General features: G+C 65.1%; 16 protein-coding genes. All 16 read left to right on the top strand.

Annotated features, from left to right (window positions below):
- Positions 1-3 precede the first annotated feature (3 nt).
- The 16 genes from AABA48_RS00130 (at position 4) to AABA48_RS00205 (ending at position 18,350) form a co-directional block, all read left to right on the top strand.
- Positions 4-579, top strand: a complete 576-nt coding sequence (locus AABA48_RS00130; protein WP_214302913.1) for a DNA-3-methyladenine glycosylase I — start codon at positions 4-6, stop codon at positions 577-579.
- Entirely contained in the window at positions 576-977 is a 402-nt protein-coding gene (locus tag AABA48_RS00135) for a hypothetical protein (RefSeq protein WP_014551351.1), read from the top strand. Before AABA48_RS00130 ends, AABA48_RS00135 begins: the two co-directional genes overlap by 4 nt.
- A 39-nt stretch (positions 978-1,016) precedes the next feature.
- Complete coding sequence (locus AABA48_RS00140) at positions 1,017-1,565, top strand: cysteine hydrolase family protein (protein WP_014551352.1); 549 nt, start codon at positions 1,017-1,019, stop codon at positions 1,563-1,565.
- Positions 1,566-1,605: 40 nt separating this feature from the next.
- Positions 1,606-2,211, top strand: coding sequence for an SAM-dependent methyltransferase (locus AABA48_RS00145; protein WP_010941233.1), 606 nt, complete (start codon positions 1,606-1,608; stop codon positions 2,209-2,211).
- Positions 2,212-2,225: 14 nt separating this feature from the next.
- Entirely contained in the window at positions 2,226-2,708 is a 483-nt protein-coding gene (locus tag AABA48_RS00150) for a dihydrofolate reductase (protein ID WP_286351577.1), read from the top strand.
- Positions 2,705-3,853 carry an HAD-IA family hydrolase gene (locus tag AABA48_RS00155; RefSeq protein ID WP_286351578.1) on the top strand — a complete coding sequence of 383 codons (1,149 nt, stop codon included), beginning with the start codon at positions 2,705-2,707 and terminating at the stop codon, positions 3,851-3,853. Before AABA48_RS00150 ends, AABA48_RS00155 begins: the two co-directional genes overlap by 4 nt.
- Position 3,854: 1 nt before the next feature.
- Complete coding sequence (locus AABA48_RS00160; RefSeq protein ID WP_286351579.1) at positions 3,855-4,847, top strand: zinc-dependent alcohol dehydrogenase family protein; 993 nt, start codon at positions 3,855-3,857, stop codon at positions 4,845-4,847.
- Between the two features lie 352 nt (positions 4,848-5,199).
- Complete coding sequence (locus AABA48_RS00165; RefSeq protein ID WP_286351580.1) at positions 5,200-6,126, top strand: DMT family transporter; 927 nt, start codon at positions 5,200-5,202, stop codon at positions 6,124-6,126.
- Positions 6,127-6,255: 129 nt separating this feature from the next.
- Positions 6,256-8,184: a carbon starvation CstA family protein gene (locus tag AABA48_RS00170; RefSeq protein ID WP_286351581.1), complete on the top strand. Its 1,929-nt coding sequence runs from the start codon at positions 6,256-6,258 to the stop codon at positions 8,182-8,184.
- Positions 8,185-8,453: 269 nt separating this feature from the next.
- The gene (locus AABA48_RS00175; RefSeq protein ID WP_286351582.1) at positions 8,454-8,897 is read left to right on the top strand and encodes a tetratricopeptide repeat protein; all 444 of its coding nucleotides are present in this window, start codon (positions 8,454-8,456) and stop codon (positions 8,895-8,897) included.
- A gap of 66 nt (positions 8,898-8,963) precedes the next feature.
- On the top strand, positions 8,964-9,695 hold the full coding sequence (gene recO, locus AABA48_RS00180) for a DNA repair protein RecO (protein ID WP_286351583.1): 732 nt from the start codon (positions 8,964-8,966) through the stop codon (positions 9,693-9,695).
- A gap of 278 nt (positions 9,696-9,973) precedes the next feature.
- The gene (glyQ, locus tag AABA48_RS00185) at positions 9,974-10,852 is read left to right on the top strand and encodes a glycine--tRNA ligase subunit alpha (protein ID WP_286351584.1); all 879 of its coding nucleotides are present in this window, start codon (positions 9,974-9,976) and stop codon (positions 10,850-10,852) included.
- 1 nt (position 10,853) lies between these two features.
- On the top strand, positions 10,854-12,917 hold the full coding sequence (glyS, locus tag AABA48_RS00190; protein WP_286351585.1) for a glycine--tRNA ligase subunit beta: 2,064 nt from the start codon (positions 10,854-10,856) through the stop codon (positions 12,915-12,917).
- Between the two features lie 117 nt (positions 12,918-13,034).
- A complete protein-coding gene (gene ppdK / locus AABA48_RS00195; protein WP_286351586.1) occupies positions 13,035-15,701 on the top strand; it encodes a pyruvate, phosphate dikinase in 2,667 nt (888 codons plus the stop codon).
- Between the two features lie 157 nt (positions 15,702-15,858).
- Complete coding sequence (locus AABA48_RS00200; RefSeq protein ID WP_010941244.1) at positions 15,859-16,059, top strand: cold-shock protein; 201 nt, start codon at positions 15,859-15,861, stop codon at positions 16,057-16,059.
- A gap of 200 nt (positions 16,060-16,259) precedes the next feature.
- Positions 16,260-18,350 (top strand): methyl-accepting chemotaxis protein, encoded by a 2,091-nt coding sequence (locus AABA48_RS00205; protein WP_286351587.1) that lies wholly within the window; start codon positions 16,260-16,262, stop codon positions 18,348-18,350.
- Positions 18,351-18,362: the final 12 nt, after the last annotated feature.

An 18,362-nucleotide genomic window follows, 5' to 3' on the forward strand; every position in this document is an offset into this window, starting at 1 on the left:
GACATGATCCAACGATGCGAATGGTGCGGCACCGACCCCCTCTACGTGGCCTACCACGACGGGGAATGGGGGGTGCCCGCCCACGATGACCGGCACCTTTTTGAGATGCTGATCCTGGAGGGGGCCCAGGCGGGGCTTTCGTGGCTGACGATCCTGCGCAAGCGCGAGGCGTACCGCCGGGCCTTCGCCAACTTCGACGCGGAAACGGTGGCCACCTGGTCCGAGACCGACGTGGCGCGGCTGCTGGCCGATCCGGGGATCGTGCGCAACCGGCTCAAGGTCGAGTCGACCATCAGGAATGCCCGGGGCGTGCTGAAGATACGGGAGGAGTTCGGCTCTCTCGATGCGTACCTGTGGCGGTTCGTGGACCATGCGCCCCGGCACAACGCCTGGCGCAGCCTTGCCGAGGTGCCGGCCCGGACGGAGCAGTCCGATGCCATGAGCAAGGACCTGAAGCGGCGGGGCTTCAATTTCGTGGGGTCCACCATCTGCTATGCCTTCATGCAGGCGGTGGGGATGGTGAACGACCATGTGGTCCACTGTTTCCGTCACGACGAGATCAGGCGGCTCGGGGGATGACGTCTTCCATCCTCAAGGCATGCGCCATCTGGCTCCTGTTCATCCCGCTGGGAATCGTGAACGGCGTGGTGCGTGAAAAGGTTCTGAACCCGCTGGTGGGGGCGCAGGTGGCGCTGCCGCTGAGCGGCGTCTCCCTCGGCGCCCTGATCGTTGCGGTCACCACGCTCCTGATCCCGCTGGCGGGAGGACTAACCCCTTCGCGCTGCCGGCTGATCGGCTGGATATGGCTGGTGTTGACGGTCTTTTTCGAGTTTTTCTTCGGCCGCGTCGTCATGGGGCACCCCTGGGCGAAGCTGCTGGAGGCATACGACCCGCGCGGCGGGAACCTCTGGGTGGCGGTGCTGCTGGTGATCGCGGCGGCCCCGTACCTGGCGGCCCGGTTGCGGGGACTGGTGTAGCGGGGGCCACGGGCTCCACGAATCAAGGGAGGCAACGGAATGAAACGCGCACTGCTGGTTATCGACGTTCAGAACGAATATTTCACCGGCGCCCTGCCGGTCAGTTATCCGGAGGGGAGTTTACCCAACATCCTGGCGGCCATGGATGCCGCCGTGGCCAACGGGATTCCGGTGGTGGCGGTCCGCCATGCGTCGCGGCGGCCCGACTCGGCCACCTTCCGGCAGGGCTCTCCCGGGTGGGAGCTGCACCCGGAGGTGGCGCGGCGGCCCCATGACCTGCTGTTGGAAAAGAACCTGCCCGGCAGCTTCACGGATACGAACCTGGAGGCCTGGCTCCGGGAGCGGGGGATCGACACCCTGGTCATCAGCGGCTACATGACCCAGATGTGCTGCGATACCACCTCCCGCGAGGCGTTCCACCGGGGCTTTGCCGTGGAGTTTCTCGCCGACGCCACCGGCACCCTGGCCTTTGCCAACAGCGCGGGCGCGGTCACTGCCGAGGAACTGCACCGGGCGGTGCTCGTGACCCAGCAACTGATGTTCGCCACGGTGATGACCACCGGGGAATGGATCGGTTCGCTCCTCTGAAGCCGCCACCTCATCCTGCCGGAGCAAAGGAGAACGAACCATGTCCGATGTCACGAACACGTGGAATGAACGATACGATACTGAGGAATTCGTCTACGGCCGGGAGCCCAACGCCTTCCTGGCCGGAGTGAGCGCAATGATGCCGCCGGGGGATGTCCTCTGTCTGGCCGAGGGGGAGGGGAGGAACGCGGTCTTCCTGGCGCGGCAGGGGCACCGGGTGCTGGCGGTGGATGCCTCCGCCGTGGGGCTGTCCAAGGCGGCGCGGCTGGCTGAGGAGCACGGGGTGCGGATCGAGACCCTGACCACCGACCTGGCCGACCTGGTTATCGAACCGGGGCGCTGGGACGCCATTGTCTCCATCTTCTGCCACGTGCCGCCCCCTGTCCGGCGGGTTCTGCACCGGCAGGCAGTGGCGGGGCTCCGTCCGGGCGGGCTCTTCGTGCTGGAGGCGTACACCCCGGCGCAGCTGGAGCTCCGGACCGGCGGCCCCCCCACGGTCGAGCTGCTGATGACCCTGGCCGATCTGCGGGAGGAACTGGCGGGCCTCGAATTCCTGCAGGCCCGGGAAATCGAGCGGGACGTGGTGGAAGGGCGGCTCCACACGGGCCGGGGCGCCGTGGTGCAGATCGTGGCGCGCAAGCCGTGAGGGGGCCGGATTCCATGCGCATCACCCTTATCGCGGCCATGGCCGAAAACCGCGTCATCGGCAACCGGGGGGCCATCCCCTGGCACCTGCCGGACGACCTGGCCCGCTTCAGGGCCATCACCCTGGGGCACCCGGTCCTCATGGGGCGCAGGACCTTCGAGTCCATCGGCCGGCCGCTGCCGGGGCGGCTGAACATCGTCCTTTCCCATCGGGAAGGCTATGCCCCGCCGGGGTGCCTGGTGGCCCGGGACCTGGCCGCGGCGCTGGAGCTGGCCCGGGACGCGGCGGAGCTCTTTGTCTGCGGCGGCGGCGAGCTCTACCGGGAAGCGCTGCCCCTGGCCGACCGGATTCTTCTCACTCTGGTGCGGGGGGAATTTCCCGGCGACGTCACCTTTCCGGAGGTTCCGGCTGATTTCGTGGAAACGGCGCGGGAGGAGGGGGCCGGCGAGCCGGCCCACCTGTTCCTGACCTATGAGCGGAGGAAAGAGGCCCCATGAGCACCGAACCACGCAGGTTCTCCGTCTTCCTCGTCCCCGCGGCCGGGGACCGCCGGTGGGCGGATGGTGTGATCCACGAGCTGGCCGACCGCTACGATACGCTCCCCTTCGAGCCCCACGTGACGGTCTACGGCGGCGCGTTCAGCAACGATGCCGAACTGGAGCCGGTACGGCGGGCCCTAGCGGATGCTGCGGCCGGGACGGGTCAGATCACCCTGCAGGTGGCCGGGCTCGGCGTGACCGAGGAATATTTCCGGTCCCTGTTTGTAGCGTTCGGGGAGGACCCGGCGCTCCGGCGGCTCCACGAGGCGGTCAAGGGCGCGGTGGCGCAGGATTCAGGCTACCTGCTCGTCCCGCACCTGTCGCTCCTTTACGCCGACCTGCCCCTGGCGGCCAAGGAGACCGCCGCCCGCACGGTGACCCTGGACCGGCGGGAGATCCGCTTCGATGAGGTGAAGATCGTGGTCCCTGACCCGGTCACCGGCTGGAGCGACGCCCGGCGCTGGCAGACCCTCTTCCGGTTGCGGCTGGGGGCACCGGCGGAGAAGGTCACGACGGTTATTTTCGACTATGGCGGGGTGCTGGCCGAGGAGGGATTCCGGGAGGGGCTGTTCGAGCTTGCCCGGCGCCAGGGGCTCGACCCCGTTGCGGTGCACGGTGCCGGCATGGAGGCGGTCTACGCCAGCGGCTACGTGCTGGGCACGGGAAGCCAGTCGGCATTCTGGCAGTCGCTGCGGGAGCGGACCGGTCTGCGGGGGAGCGACCGGGAGCTGTCGAACCTGATCCTCGACCGTTTCGTGCTCCGGCCCCGGATGATGGAGGCCGTCCGCGCCCTGAGGGCGCAGGGGTACCGGACCGTCATCCTCAGCGACCAGACCGACTGGCTCGAGTGGCTCGACCGGCGCGACGGCTTTTTCCGGGAATTCGACCGGATCTTCAACAGCTACCGGCTGGGCAAGGGAAAACGGGACCCTTCGGTGTTCGACGACGTGGCGCGGGAGTTGGGCATCGCCCCCGGCGAGGCGCTCTTTGTGGACGACATGCTCGCCAACGTGGTGCGGGCCGAAAGCCGGGGGATGCGGGGCATCCTGTTCGAGGACGAGCCACGGTTCGAGCGGGACCTGAAACGGTACACGGAGGTGTAGCATGCGCGCCATGCTGTTTGAGGAGGTGGGAAAACCGCTGCGGCCGGTCCGGGTGCCGGTCCCCGAGCCGGGGCCGGGAGAGGTGCTGTTGAAGGTCCACGCCTGCGGTATCTGCCGGACGGATCTTCACATCGTGGACGGCGAGCTGACGGAGCCCGCCCTGCCGCTCATCCCCGGCCACCAGATCGTGGGGAGCGTGGCAAAGCTGGGGGAGGGGGTGCGGTCTTTCCGGGAGGGGACGCGGGTGGGGGTCCCCTGGCTCGGCGCCACCTGCGGCGCCTGCCGCTACTGCCGGTCGGGACGGGAAAACCTGTGCGACCACGCCCGGTTCACCGGCTATCAGCGCAACGGCGGGTTTGCCCAATACGCCACGGCCGACGCCCGCTTCTGTTTTCCGATCCCCGAGGGGTACCCGGACCTCCAGGCGGCGCCGCTGCTCTGCGCCGGGCTCATCGGCTACCGCTCCCTGGTCATGGCCGGTGAGGGGGAACGGCTGGGCATTTATGGCTTCGGCGCCGCGGCCCACATCGTGACCCAGGTGGCCCGCTTCCGGGGATGGCGGGTCTACGCCTTCACCCGTCCCGACGACCGTGCCGGCCAGGCCTTTGCCCGGGAGATGGGAGCGGTCTGGGCCGGGGCCTCCCACGAGCGGCCGCCCGAGGAACTTGACGCCGCCATCATCTTCGCGCCCGCCGGAGAGCTGGTGCCGGCGGCATTGCGGGCGGTGGGCAAGGGGGGCGTCGTGGTCTGCGGCGGCATCCACATGAGCGACATCCCGCCCATCCCTTACGATATCCTCTGGGGGGAACGGAGCATCCGTTCCGTGGCTAACCTGACCCGTCGCGACGGGGAGGAATTCCTCGCCCTGGCGCCGAAGGTGCCCGTCAGGACCGAGGTGACTGCCTATCCCCTCAGCGCGGCCAACGAAGCCCTCGACGACCTGCGGAGCGGGCGTATGCGGGGCGCCGGCGTCCTGGTGATCGACGAGGGATAATGTAGGATAATGTACCGTGCTCCGGGAGGGTTGACACCCTGGCCGCCGCCGTGCTATCGGTAGAGGCATGAATACGCTCAGTTTTCTCACTGCAACTCCCCCTCCGGTCGTTCCTGCCTGACAGGGCAGGTCGGCCGCAGTTTTCCCCTTGTGGACCGTCTGGTCGGTCACCGAAGGAATTCCGAGGGCTTCCGGTCTAGTCGCTGCGTAGCGGCGCAGATCGGACGATCCGGGATGGCGTTCGGGACATAACCACGCGGCACACACGATCGCGCCGGCGCGCCTGCCGGTGGCGTGCGCCCTCCTGCCCTGTTCACACCGTTCATCGACACCGTGAGGACAGGAGGCTTCCATGCAGACAGCATCGAGAGCCCATGCCGATTCGCGGCACGGGCTTTTTCTCATCCTTTTTTCGGCCATGCTCTGGGGAACCGTGGGTATCACCACCAAGGCCCTCTACGGCCTGGCCGACACAACTCCCCTTTCCATCGGCTTTTTCCGGCTGGCGCTGGCCGTGCCGGTGCTTGTGGCGGCCTGCCGGCTCGCCACCGGACCGGCCATGTTCCAGGTGGCGCGTCGCGACCTGGGCACCATGATTCTGGTTGGGGCCATGACGGCCCTCTACCAGGTCTGCTACTTTGCCGCCATCCGCCAGATCGGCGTGGCAGCCGCCACGCTCGTCACCCTCTGCACGGCGCCGGTGATCGTGGCGCTTCTTTCCGCCATCCTGACCGGCGAGCGACCCTCGGGCCGGGTGCTCCTCTCCCTGGCCTGCGCCCTGGCCGGCACGGCGCTCCTGGTGGGGCTGCGGCCGCTGGCCGGCGAAGGGGGCAACATCCCCCTGGGGATTGCCCAGGCCCTCGGCTCGGCCTTCAGCTATGCCGCAGTGACCGTGGCCAGCCGTACCCTGGCGGGCCGCTACCACCCGCTCCAGCCGGTGGCCATCGGTTTTGCCGCGGGCGCCCTGTTCCTGCTTCCCACGGCCCTGGCCGACGGCCTGGTGCTGACCTATCCGGCCGCGGGCTGGGCGCTGCTCCTCTACCTGGGGGTGGTACCCACGGCCCTGGCTTATACCCTTTTTCTGGCGGGCATGCGGACCACCACGGCCACGGCCGCGAGTATCTGCACCCTTCTGGAGCCGCTGGTGTCGACGGTCCTGGCCTGGCTCATCTTCGGCGAACGGCTGGGTCCGCTCGGCGCCGTCGGCGCGGTCCTCTTGTTCGGGGCCATCGGCCTCCTGGCGCGGCCGGTCCGCCGGCGTCAGTCCTCTGCTACCTGATCCCCGCGGGGGGTGAAAAATGAACCGATCGGTAAATGGCTGCCGGCACATTTTTCACCCCCCTTCCGTACCATGAGAAGTGTATAATCCCCTCCCGGTCGTGTTTATGTCCGTGGGGAGGTGCCTGTCATGCTTGCAAAGGGATTCTGGCTGGTTGTCTCGCTGGTTGCCGCCTGTTCCCTGGCCGTGGTGGCCGGGGTGGTGAATCCGGCGGAAAAGGTGAACGCCCTCTGGCTGGTGACCGCGGCGGCCTGTTTCTATATGGTCGCCTACCGGTTCTACGGGGCCTTCCTGGCGGCACGGGTCCTCTCCCTGGACCCGGCGCTCCGCACCCCGGCCCGGCGTCTGGCCGACGGCATGGATTTCCACCCCACCAACCGCTGGGTCCTCTTCGGCCATCATTTCGCGGCCATTGCCGGGGCGGGCCCCCTCATCGGCCCCATGTTGGCGGCCCAGTTCGGCTATCTCCCCGGCTTCCTCTGGATTCTGATCGGCTCGGTGCTGGTGGGGGCCGTGCACGACATGGTCATCCTGGGGGCGTCGGTGCGGCGCAACGGCCGCTCCCTGGCCCAGATCGCCAAGGACGAGATCGGTCCGGTGGGGGGGCTGGCCGCCTCCCTGGCCATTCTCTTCATCCTGATCGTAGCCTTGGCCGGGCTGGGCCTGGCGGTGGTCAACTCCCTGGCCAAAAGCCCCTGGGGGACCTTCACCATCTTCCTCACCATCCCCATCGCCCTCTTTATGGGGCTCTACCTGTACAAGATACGGCCGGGCAGGGTGGGCGAGGTGAGCGCCATCGGCTTCGTGCTGCTCCTGGCCGCGGTCTTTGCCGGTCACTACATTCCCGGCTCCCACCTCGAACCGTATTTCAATCTCTCCAAGCACGGCCTGGTGGTGGCCATGGCGGCCTACGGCTTCGTGGCCTCCATTCTGCCGGTCTGGATGCTCCTCTGCCCCCGCGACTACCTCTCCACCTATATGAAGATCGGGACGGTGCTGCTGCTGGCCTGCGGGGTCATCTTCATGGCCCCGACCCTCCAGATGCCGCCGGTGACCCGGTTCGTGAGCGGGGGAGGGCCGATCATCCCCGGCACGCTCTTCCCCTTCATGTTCATCACCATCGCCTGCGGGGCCATTTCGGGGTTCCACTCCCTGATCTCCTCGGGCACCACCCCCAAGATGATCACCTCCGAGCGCGAGATCCCGATGATCGGCTATGGCGCCATGCTGGCCGAGGGATTCGTGGCGGTCATGGCGCTGGTGGCGGCCACCATCCTGATCCCCGGCGACTACTTCGCCATCAACACCAAGCTCTCCTTCGACGCTATCGCGGCGCTCGGCTTCCCGGTTGAGCGGGTGCGGGAGCTGTCGGCCCTGGTGGGGACCGATGTGGCCGGTCGTCCCGGCGGAGCGGTTTCCCTGGCCGTGGGGATGGCTTCCATTCTTTCCTCGCTCCCGGGCATGGCGGGGCTCATGCCCTACTGGTACAATTTCGCCCTCATGTTCGAGGCCCTGTTCATCCTCACCACCGTGGACACCGGCACCCGTGTGGCCCGTTTCCTCCTCCAGGAACTGGGGAGCCGGGTCTACGCTCCCCTGGGGCAACCCCGCTGGCTGCCGGGTATCATCGCCACGAGCCTGATGGTGGTGGTTGCCTGGTCGTACCTGATCTGGTCCGGCAACGTCTCCACCATCTGGCCCATGTTCGGGGTTTCCAACCAGCTGCTGGCGGCGATCGCCCTGGGCATCGGCACCACGGTCCTGATCAAGGGGGGCAAGGTTCGCTATGCCTGGACCACGGCTCTGCCCATGGCGTTCATGTATGTCACCACCTTTGCCGCCTCCTGGCAGCTGACCGGCTCATTCCTGCGCAAGGCGGCAACGGCGCCCACCGCGGCCGAGGCTCTCACCTTCAGGGTCAACGGCGCGCTGGTGGCGGTCATGGCGATCCTGGCGGTGGTGACCCTGGGCGACATGCTCCACAAGTGGTACGGCTACCTCACCGCCACCCGCCCGGTGGCCACGAGCGAGGTCCTGGAGTACGAAGAGGCAGCGTAATGGTGCCATTTCAGGGTGGTGACAGAATTAGTCGCTCCCTGTCTTGAATTGCGCATGATTTGGTTATTTCGCGTAAATGTTGTTGTTAGTCGTCTGGTGTTATGAGTGTCTGTTGGTGTGTAATTGGTCGTATAATATAATGAATATCCGTGGTTGCACCATGTTGCCGCGCACGGTTGATTTCGTTGTTTCGCTGGCCTGATAATTGAATTGTCTCGTTCGCACGGCATGGATTTCCTGCCCCGGCAGGTCAACGAACGAGGCACATCATGACAGCGACGAATATGACGGAATGGTTTGCCAAGGGAGTCGAAGCCCTCCACCACGACCACGTCTATCTGGCCCGCGCCTGCTTCGAGCAGGCGGTGACGGAACAGCGGTCACCGCTTTCCTCATCCTATCTGGCCCTCTGCCAGGCCAAGACGCGGGGCACCTTCTCCGACGCCATCGCCCGTGCCCGGGAGGCCGTGGCGGCTGATCCCGCAAACCCTGCCCTCTACCATAACCTGGGGTGCATCTATTTGCTGGCGGGCAAGCGGACCGAGGCCATCGAAACCTTCCGCCAGGGGCTGCGTGTCGGGGGCGGAGAGGATATTGCCAGCGAGCTCGAACGGCTCGGCACCCGCCGTGCTCCCCCTATCAAGCGTCTGCCCCGCAATCACCCCGTCAACAAGTACCTGGGGATCGTCCTCTCCCGCCTGGGCCTGCGGTAACCCCTTCGCCGCCGCCCGTTCCCGCGGGGATTGACCGCCGGGGGACGGAGGTGGTACGGTTGCCCCATGCATCCCATCCGCTGCGAAGCCATTGTGCTCGCCACCATGGATTACCGGGAGAGCGACCGGATCGTCACCCTGTTCACGCTCTGCCACGGCAAGGTGCGCGGCCTGGCCCGGGGCGCCCGCAAGAGCATGCGGCGCTTCGGGGGCGCCCTGGAGCCCTTTGCCCGCCTGAGCGTGGAGCTGGTCGTCCGGGAGGGGCTCTCGTCCCTGCGCGGCGTGGACATTGTGACCGTCTATCCCCGCATCCGGCAGGACCTGGCCGCCATCGGCCACGGCGGGTATGCCGTGGAGCTGGTCGACCGCCTCCTGCCCGACGGGGCGCCGGTTCCCCGGCTGTTCCGGCTCCTCGTTTCCTATCTGGAGCACCTGGATCAGGGGGGCGCCTCCCCCTCGGATCGGCGCTTCTTTGAAACCAATCTGCTGAATATCCTCGGCTACCGCCTTTCTCTCGATGTCTGTGCTGCCTGCGGCGTCGAGCTCCCCGCCGATGCGGCCCGGCGCGCCGGTGCGGCGGGCACGGTGCTCTGCACCGGTTGCGGCCGCTACGGTGCGCCGCTGTCGGCGGAGACCGTCCGTCTCCTGCAGCGGTGCCTGGGAACCGGGCGGTTCGGCACCGTTGTCTTCCCCCCCGATGCCCTCGGGGAGGCGGGGCCGCTCCTGGATGGCGCCATTGGGACCCATCTCGCCCGTCCGCTCAATTCCCTTGCCTTTCTGCGCCAGTTGACCCCGTGAAACCTTTGTGCCCGTCGCTGCACCACCGAATCCGCGATTCAGGAAGGCGGGGCTGATCGAACGGGCGCCGGCGCGACGGACGCGGGTGCTTTGGCGGCGACTGATTTCCGGGGCCTGATGGATTGCGGGTTGCGGCGGATTATTCCTTGACAGGGGGGGAGAAGCATTGTAATCTCATGTGCTCTAATTGTGCGTAACTTGGACGCTTTTTCACTTTGGCCAAATCCTGTTTACGCACGATAAAGCTTTTTTCATTTTATGCCAGGGGAGGAACCACCTTGACCTTCCAGGATCTGATTCTCGCCCTCCAGGGATACTGGGCACGGCAGGGATGCGTCATCCAGCAGCCCTACGACACCGAAAAGGGTGCCGGTACCTTCAACCCCGCCACCTTCCTTCGCGTTCTCGGCCCCGAGCCGTGGAACGTCGCCTACGTGGAGCCGTCCCGCCGTCCCACCGACGGGCGCTACGGTGAAAACCCCAACCGCCTCCAGCACTACTATCAGTTCCAGGTGATCATGAAGCCGTCCCCCATGAATATCCTGGATCTCTATCTGGATTCGCTCCGGGCCTTCGGCATCGACCCAGCGAAGCACGACATCCGCTTCGTTGAGGATGACTGGGAATCGCCGACCCTGGGCGCTTGGGGCCTGGGCTGGGAGGTCTGGCTCGACGGCATGGAGATCACCCAGTTCACCTATTTCCAGCAGGCCGGCGGGATCGACCTGAAGCCGGTATCGTCGGAGATCACCTACGGCTGCGAGCGGATCGCCATGTACCTGCAAGGGGTCGACAACGTCTACGACCTGGAGTGGGTCAAAGGGGTGAGCTACGGCGACATCCACCACCGGACCGAGGTGGAGTTCTCCACCTACAACTTCGAGGAAGCGGACGTGGATATGCTCCTCACCCTGTTCACCATGTACGAGAAGGAATGCGTGCGCCTGGTGGAGCGCGGCCTCGTGCTCCCGGCCTACGATTTCGTCATGAAGTGCTCCCATACCTTCAACCTCCTGGATGCCCGGGGGGCCATCTCGGTCACCGAGCGCGCCTCCTACATCGGCCGGGTCCGCAATGTGGCCCGTCTTTGCGCCGAAGGCTACCTGAAGCTCCGCGAAAGCCTGGGTTTCCCGCTGCTGAAAGGAGGACGGAAGTAACATGAGCAAGGAACTGTTTCTCGAAATAGGCACCGAGGAGATCCCCGCCGGCTTCCTGCCCAGGGCGATGGCCGACATGGAGGCCATCGTCACGAAGGAGCTGGAGAACGCCCGCCTTGCCTTCGGCGAGGTGAAGACCTTCGCCACCCCCCGTCGCCTGGCGCTGGTGGTGAAGGGACTGCCGACCGTTCAGCCCGATGCCGAGATTACCGCCCTTGGGCCGGCCAGGAACATCGCCTTCGGTCCCGACGGCACGCCGTCCAAGGCAGCCGAGGGCTTCGCCCGTGGCCAGGGGGTCGACGTGGCGTCCCTGACCCTGGTCTCCACCGAGAAGGGTGAATACGTGGCCGCGGTCCGCAAGGAGAGCGGCCGGCCGGTACCGGACCTCCTCGCCGAGATCCTGCCGCGGCTGGTGGGGGGCATCCCGTTCCGCAAGTCCATGCGCTGGGCCGATCTGGACGTGCGTTTCGCCCGCCCGGTCCACTGGATCGTGGCCCTGTTCGATGGGGTCGTCGTCCCCTTCGCCTTCGGCAACGTCCAGAGCGGCAATGTCTCGCGGGGGCACCGGTTCATGGCCAACCAGCCGTTCCCGGTCCGTGACTTCGCCCACTACCTGGACGAGTGCGAGCGGCACTTCGTGATCCCCGATGCCGAGCGGCGAAAGGAAACCATCCGCCGGGAGATCCACCGGGTTGCCAAGACCGCCGGCGGCCACCTCCTCCCCGACGAGGGGCTCCTGGACGAGGTTGCTTACCTGGTGGAGTACCCCAGCGTGGTCCACGGCACCTTCTCGCCCGATTTTCTCAAGGTCCCCCGCGAGGTGCTCATCACCTCCATGCGGAGCCACCAGCGCTACTTCTCCATCGTCGACGACGCCGGCAAGCTCATGCCCGGTTTCATCACCATCAACAATACCCTGACCGAGGACCCCTCCGTGGTGGTCAAGGGGAACGAGCGCGTCCTGCGCGCCCGCCTCTCCGACGCCCGCTTCTTCTTCGAGGAGGATCAGAAGGTGAAGCTGGAGACCCGGGTGGAGTCCTTGAAAAACGTGGTCTACCAGCAGAAGCTCGGCACCTCCTACGAGAAGATGGAGCGCTTCCGCGCCCTGGCCGAGGGGCTGGCCGACCTCCTCAATCCGGCGGTCAAGGCCAAGACGTCCCGGGCCGCCTTCCTCTGCAAGGCCGACCTGGTTTCCGGCATGGTCGGCGAGTTCCCCGAGGTACAGGGGATCATGGGCCGTGAGTATGCCCTGCTCCAGGGCGAGGACGCCGAGGTGGCCGCCGCCATCGCCGAGCACTACCTCCCCACCCAGGCCGGGGGGGACCTCCCCGCATCCGACATCGGCGCCTTCGTCTCCATCGCCGACAAGCTCGATACCATCTGCGGCTGCTTCGGGGTGGGGCTGATCCCCACCGGTTCGGCCGATCCCTATGCCCTGCGCCGTTCGGCCCTGGGCATCATCAACATCATTCTCGACCGGGGCTGCCGCCTCTCGCTGGAAGGAGAGATCGGGAAGGCCCTGGAGCTCCTCTCCGCCAAGCTGACCCGCCCCGCCGCCGAGGTAATGGCTGATGTGCTGGAATTCTTCCGGGGCCGGTTCGTGAACCTCATGGCCGACCGTTATCCGGCAGATGCCGTGGACGCGGCCATTGCCGCCGGCTTCGACGACCTTGTGGACGCCGAGACCCGCATCGGCGCCCTGGCCGCCTTCAAGGGTCGGCCGGATTTCGATTCCCTGGCCGTGGCCTTCAAGCGGGTCTGCAACATCGTCAAGGAGGGGGTCGATCAGCCCGTGGATGCCGCCCTGTTCCTGGAGTCGGCCGAGGGTGCCCTGTTCGCGGCGTTCCAGCAGGTCCGCGCCGACGTGGAGGCCCGCACCGCAGCCGGCGATTACCTGGCCGCGCTCACCGGCATTGCCGCCCTCAAGGGCGCCGTGGACGACTTCTTCGACAAGGTGATGGTCATGGCCGAGGACGAACGGGTCCGAACAAACCGGTTAGCACTGCTGACCGGGATCGCCCGGCTCTTCGGAGGGGTCGCGGACTTCGCGAAGATAGCCGCCTAGCTCATGCTAGGCGGTTTTTTTGTTTTAATTTCCCTAAATACCGCTTGAGCAGTATTAAAATAAGTTTATCATAGCTGAACGGATTTGACCGTCAGTAAAAACTCAAGGAGGCGTGCAATGGCTGGCAAGTATGTTTACTTCTTCGGCAATGGCCAGGCCGAAGGAAAGGCCGAGATGAAGAATCTGCTGGGGGGCAAGGGTGCCAACCTGGCGGAGATGACAGCGATCGGGCTCCCGGTCCCGCCGGGATTCACCATCACCACCGAGGTCTGCACCTACTACTACGCCAATAACCGGAGCTATCCGCCGACCCTGGCGGCCGAGGTTGCCGAACACCTGAAGAAGGTGGAGGCCCTCATGGGGCGCACCTTCGGCGACCGGAACAACCCGCTTCTGGTGTCGGTCCGTTCCGGCGCCCGGGCTTCCATGCCGGGTATGATGGATACCATCCTGAACCTGGGACTTAACGATGAGACAGTCCAGGGGATCATCGCCCAGAGCGGGGACGAGCGCTTCGCCTACGATGCATACCGCCGCTTCGTGCAAATGTACTCCGATGTGGTCATGGGCATGGACAAGGACCTGCTTGAACACCTTCTGGAGCAGAAGAAGGAGGAGAAGGGGGTCCATCTGGACACGGACCTTACCGCCGCCGACTGGAAGGAGCTGGTCGGCAAGTTCAAGGCAAAGATCCGCGATACCGTCGGCAAGGAGTTCCCCGAAGATCCGCAGGAGCAGCTCTGGGGCGCCGTGGGCGCCGTGTTCGGCTCCTGGATGAACCAGCGGGCCATAACCTATCGCCGGCTCAATAACATTCCCGCCGACTGGGGCACCGCGGTCAACGTTCAGTCCATGGTTTACGGCAACATGGGGAACGACTGCGCCACCGGCGTTGCCTTTACCCGTGACCCCTCCACCGGTGAAAACTATTTCTACGGCGAGTACCTGGTGAACGCCCAGGGCGAGGACGTGGTGGCCGGCATTCGGACCCCGCAGCCCATCAACCGGGCCAACAGCAAGGACACCACCCTTCCGGCCATGGAAGACGTATTGCCCGAGTGCTACCAGCAGCTCGCCCAGATCCGGGGCATCCTTGAGAAGCACTACAAGGACATGCAGGACATCGAGTTCACCATCGAGAAGGGCAAGCTGTTCATGCTCCAGACCCGTAACGGCAAGCGGACCGCCAACGCGGCCATCAAGATCGCCGTTGACATGGTGCGGGAGGGTCTCATCGACGAGAAGACCGCTGTGCTGCGGGTGTCTCCGTCCCAGCTCGACCAGCTCCTCCATCCGTCCCTTGATCCCAAGGCTCAGAAAAGGGTCATTGCCAAGGGCCTTCCCGCCTCCCCCGGAGCGGCCAGCGGCGAAGTTGTCTTCACCGCGGACGAGGCCGAGGCTGCCGCCCGCCTGGGGCTCAAGGTGATCCTGGTTCGGGTCGAGACGAGCCCCGAGGACATTCATGGCATGCACGCGGCCCAGGGGATCCTCACCGCCCGGGGCGGCATGACCTCCCACGCGGCGGTGGTCGCCCGGGGCATGGGCAAGTGCTGCGTTGCCGGTTGCAGCGACATCAAGGTCGATTACGCCGGGAGCCGGTTCACCACCGTCAAGGGGCAGGTGGTCAACAAGGGTGATGTCATCACCCTGGACGGCTCCACCGGCGAGGTGATGCTCGGCGAGGTGCCGACCGTTCCGCCGCAGCTTACCGGAGACTTTGGCATCCTGATGGAGTGGGTGGACCGCTTCCGCAAGCTGAAGGTGCGAACCAATGCCGATACCCCCAATGATTCGCGGGTGGCTCGCGAGTTCGGTGCCGAGGGGATCGGTCTCTGCCGCACCGAGCACATGTTCTTCGAGGCAGACCGGATCGCCGCCGTGCGCGAGATGATCCTCGCCGAGGACGTGGAGGGGCGCAAGAAGGCCCTTGCCAAGATTCTGCCTATGCAGAAAGGTGACTTCGTCGGCATCTTCCGGGAGATGAAAGGGCTGCCGGTCACCATCCGCCTGCTGGATCCGCCGCTTCATGAATTCCTGCCCCACGAGGACAAGGATATCGATGCCCTGGCCAAGACCATGGGGGTAACGCCTCAATCACTCAGGGCAAAGGTCGATTACCTCCACGAGTTCAACCCTATGCTCGGCCACCGTGGCTGCCGGCTTGGGCTCTCCTTCCCGGAGATTTACGACATGCAGGTGCAGGCCATCATGGAAGCCGCCTGCGAACTGACCAAGAACGAAGGGTTCAGCATTGTGCCCGAGATCATGATCCCGCTGGTGGGTGTGGTGACCGAGCTTGCCCGCCTGCGGGAGAACACGGTGCGCGTCTGCGAAGAGGTCATCGCCGCCTGCGGCGTCAAGGTGGAGTACCTGATCGGCACCATGATCGAGCTCCCCCGTGCCGCCCTCACTGCCGATGAGATTGCCCGGGAAGCCGAGTTCTTCTCCTTCGGCACCAACGACCTGACCCAGACCACGTTCGGCCTCTCCCGCGACGATGCCGGCAAGTTCCTGCCGTTCTACGTGGAAAGCGGGCTGCTGGAGGAGGACCCCTTCGTCTCCCTGGACCAGAACGGGGTCGGCCAGCTGGTGAAGGTGGCGGTGGAAAAGGGGCGCGCCACCCGCCCCGGCATCAAGCTCGGCATCTGCGGCGAGCATGGCGGCGATCCGTCCTCGGTCATCTTCTGCCACCGGATCGGTCTCGACTATGTTTCCTGTTCACCGTTCCGGGTGCCCATCGCCCGGCTCGCGGCGGCCCATGCCGTCCTGGTGGAAGGGAAGTAGCAACGTGCATCAGCGGGGGGGACAGGGTCTCCCCCGCTTTTTTTCGGTCAAATATCAGCTTGACAGGCCGTGTGTATTGGTGCTAGAAAGCGAAAAATTCGTCCGGGCTCACCCAAAGCCCCATTATGCCGCTGGCAGTAACAGGAGGAGAGGAGTAATGGCTAAAGGTGTGGTGAAATGGTTCAATGACAGCAAGGGGTATGGCTTTATCGAGCAGGAAAACGGCGAGGATGTGTTTGTTCATTTTTCCTCGATCCAGGGCGACGGGTTCAAGACCCTGGTCGAAGGACAGGCGGTGACCTTTGATGTGGTTCAGGGGGCCAAGGGCCTCCAGGCGGCCAATGTCATGAAGGCGTAGGCAGCACATCCGCACACGGTTACGCATTGCGAAGCCCCGGGGGAACCCGGGGCTTTTTGCGTGTTCTGAGGGCAGGGAAGAACAGATGATCGTTGCGGTGTATTCATTTTGCTAAAACAATTTTTTAAATTGTTAAAGGTCTGGTGGGGCCTGCCGATACGTTAAGTTAAGTACACGCCACGGTCAGAAGGAGCCCCGCCATGTTTCAAACGAGACTCGCCTTCAAGGTTCTCGCCATTATCGGTATAACTCTGTTTTTAGGGTTTGCCGCCCTCGGAATTACTTCAATCTGGCTTGAATACACCGCAATCATGGATCTCCAGACCCGCAACACCCGCGGGCTCTCGACCCTGGTGGTCCGTGACATCGGCGAACTCATGATGGCGGGTGACATGGCCGTTATTGAGCGCTACGTGGCCGACGTACGGGGCAAGGGTGCCGTTCTCGACCTGCGTATCTATGATGCCGCGGGAAGGTCGGCCGGCAAAAAGCAGGACGCGCCCGACGGAGAGGTGCAGGCGGCCCTGACCGCCGGGGTCACTGCGGAAAAGCGTCACAAGGTGGACGGGCGGCACGTGCTGAGCTTCATCGTTCCCCTGGCCAATGAGATGCGCTGTCAGTCGTGCCATGAGCAGAGTGTCCGCTTCAACGGCGCCATGCTTCTCACCACGTCGCTGGAGGAGGGGTACTCCGGCGCCCGGAAACTGACCATGGCCCTGGCCCTGGTGGGCGTATGCTCGTTCTTTTTCCTACTCGGCGTGATGTACCTGTTTTTCAATCGGGTCATCATCAGGAATATCGGCGAGATATCGAGGCGGGTGCAGGAAATCGCCCAGGGCGAGGGGGACCTCACTGCCTCTGTGCCGGTGCGTTCAAGCGACGAGCTCGGGGTGCTGGCCGAGGGGATCAACCTCCTTGTGACCAATCTCAGGGAGATTATCTCGGGCCTGTATCACCAGACCGGGCATATCGCCATTTCCGCCTGCCGCACCATCAAGGAAACCGAGCGGCTGGTGGCCTCAACCCACGAGCAGAAGGATCTGTCCACGTCAGTGGCGGTTGCCTCCGAGGAGATTGCGGCGACACTCAATGATGTGGCCGTCAATACCCAGCGGGCAGCCCAGCTCTCCCTTTCCGTGGACCGGGCCGCCCATGAGGGGATGGCTACCGTGACGGAGACCGCCGAGAGCATCGACCGGATCAGGGACAGCGTCATGGCAACGCTCGACACCATGGACAAGCTGCAGCAGTCGTCGGACCAGATCGGTGAGATTGTCGGCATCATCGGGGACATCGCCGACCAGACCAACCTTCTGGCGCTCAACGCGGCAATAGAAGCGGCCCGGGCGGGAGACTCGGGCAAGGGTTTCGCGGTGGTGGCCAATGAGGTGAAAGTACTGTCGGACCGGACCGCTTCCTCCACCCGGGAAATCGGGACCATCATCAGGAGTATTCAGGCGGAGATCCGCGCGGTAGTGGCATCCATTGCCGAAGGGAAGGACAAGGTCGAGGTGGGCGTCGAGCGGTCAACTACGGCGCGGCGGCAGTTGGAGGATATCCTGCGCCTGGCGGCTGAGTCCACCGACATGATCAACCAGATCGCCACGGCAACAGAGGAGCAGAGCGCCACCACCGGCGAGATCTCCGAAAAGATATGCCAGGTTTCGGGCACGGCTGAACGGGTAAATGGCCAGATGGAGCAGACGGCGGGAATCTTCCGGGAGCTCTCGGAGACGGCCGAGCAGATTTATGGCACCGTGGGGCGGTTCAAGGTGGGGACCTATCACGATACGGTCAAAGGACTGGCGTCTGAGATGCGCGACCGGGTCATCGCGACACTTGAGCGGGCCGCGGCGGATCGGCGCGTTACTCTTGATGCGCTGTTCAGCGCCGAGTACACGCCGATCCCCGACACCTTCCCCCAGAAATACCGCACGCCCTCTGACCGGCTCTTCGACGAAATCATTTCGCCGATCCAGGAGGATGTCCTGGGGCGCGACAGCGGCATGTACTACGCAATCTGCGTTGACCGGCGCGGTTACTGTCCTTCCCATAACCTCCGCTATTCGCGCCCCCTCACCGGCAACCGGGAGGCGGACAAGGAGCATAACCGGACCAAGCGGATTTTCGACGATCGCACGGGACTTCGGTGCGCTGGCAATACGGGGAGTTTCCTGCTGCAGACCTACCTGAGGGACACGGGCGAGGTGATGAATGACCTTTCGGTGCCGATTGTTATCGGCGGCAGGCACTGGGGCGCCGTGAGGATCGGCTACCGGGCCGACGATTGAGGCCGGCCCCGG

The sequence above is a fragment of the Geobacter sp. 60473 genome, from assembly GCF_036323535.1.
GTDB lineage: Bacteria > Desulfobacterota > Desulfuromonadia > Geobacterales > Geobacteraceae > Geobacter > Geobacter sulfurreducens.